Below are 1,308 nucleotides of genomic sequence, written 5' to 3'. Positions count from 1 at the left end.
CGCTCCCGCCGCGTCGCGATCGCCCCGGGGGCCATCGGCCTGCCGGACGTGCGCGGCGAGGAGCACCCGGACGGCGTGGTCCTCGAGGAGGCCTCGACCGGCTCCGTCGAGCTGACCCAGGCGGTCACCGCGTTCTATGACGCCGTGCACGCCTGGGACCCGTCCACCCTGAGCGTCGGGGCCGCCCAGCAGCTGCTGCTGGGCCCGGCCACCGGGGCCGCGGGCGCCGTCGTGCTCCGCGACGCGCCGAAGGCCGAGGGCGGGCGCATCCGCGCGTTCGCGGTCTCCTACACCCCGGAGCGCCAGGACGCGCCGGCCGACGTGCTCGTGGGCTGGGACCCGGAGCTGGGGCAGGAGGACGCGCTGCAGGCCGTGGCCGACCTGCTCGCCCTGCTCGTGGCCCAGTACCCCGTGCAGCTCGAGGTGGACGAGGCGATGGCCCCGCTGGAACGGATCGTGGACGGGCTCATCGGCGGCAACGCCGCGCGGACCCTGGTGGACACGTACGTGTTCGTGGACGACACGACGGGCGCGTGAACCAGGCAGCCGAAGCGGACCGCCGGCGCACCCGCGCCCTGCGGGGCACCGTCCTGGCGGTGGCCCTGCTCAACGGCGCCTACCTGGTGGTCGAGATCATTCTGGCGGTGGGGATCGGCTCGGTGGCCCTCGTGGCGGACTCCGTCGACTTCTTCGAGGACTTCGCCGTCAACCTGCTGATCTTCGTGGCGCTCGGGTGGACGGCGGCCCGGCAGGCGGTCATCGGCAAGGTCATGGCCGGGATCATCGTGCTCCCGGCCGTGGCGGCGCTCGTCATGGCGGCCACGAAGATCGGCGACCCCGAGCCGCCGGCCGCGGGCGTGCTGCTGGGGGTGGCCGTCGGCTCGATCCTCGTGAACCTCGTGTGCGTGGCCCTGCTGGCCCGCGTCCGCACCGACGGCGGCTCCCTCACCCGGGCGGCGTGGCTCGCGGCGCGCAACGACCTCGTGGCCGGTGCCGTGCTGATCGCCCTGTCCGGGATCACGGTCCTGACGGCGTCGGGCTGGGCAGACATCATCGTGGGCGTGCTGCTGGTGCTGCTCAACGGCTCCGCCGCCAAGGAGATCTGGGAGGCTGCGACCGAAGAGCACCTGGCGGCCCAGGCCCTCGCCGGCGAGGTCGACGACGACTGAGCGGTTCCTACGGTTCCTACGGGGCGGCGGGCAGCCGGGCGGCGAGCACCGCCCCGACGGCGGCCAGGCCCAGGAACACCGTCAGCGCCGGTGCAAGACCGACGGCGCCGGCCAGCGCCCCGACCGCCGGGCTGAGCCC

Annotated in this window: 1 protein-coding gene and 1 pseudogene; both read left to right on the top strand. The window is 74.8% G+C overall.

What is annotated here, in order from left to right; translation table 11 throughout:
- Nucleotides 1–537, top strand: a pseudogene (locus HMPREF3105_RS11810) (N-acetyltransferase); the annotation flags it as partial.
- Entirely contained in the window at nucleotides 534–1,169 is a 636-nt protein-coding gene (locus HMPREF3105_RS11805; protein ID WP_070709790.1) for a cation efflux transmembrane domain-containing protein, read from the top strand. The pseudogene HMPREF3105_RS11810 and the gene HMPREF3105_RS11805, both read left to right, overlap by 4 nt.
- Nucleotides 1,170–1,308 lie beyond the last annotated feature (139 nt).

It is taken from the genome of Micrococcus sp. HMSC31B01, from assembly GCF_001816085.1.
Taxonomy (GTDB): Bacteria; Actinomycetota; Actinomycetes; order Actinomycetales; family Micrococcaceae; genus Micrococcus; species Micrococcus luteus.
Note: the sequence above shows the minus strand (reverse complement) of the source record. Positions and strands in the feature narration are given on the sequence as shown.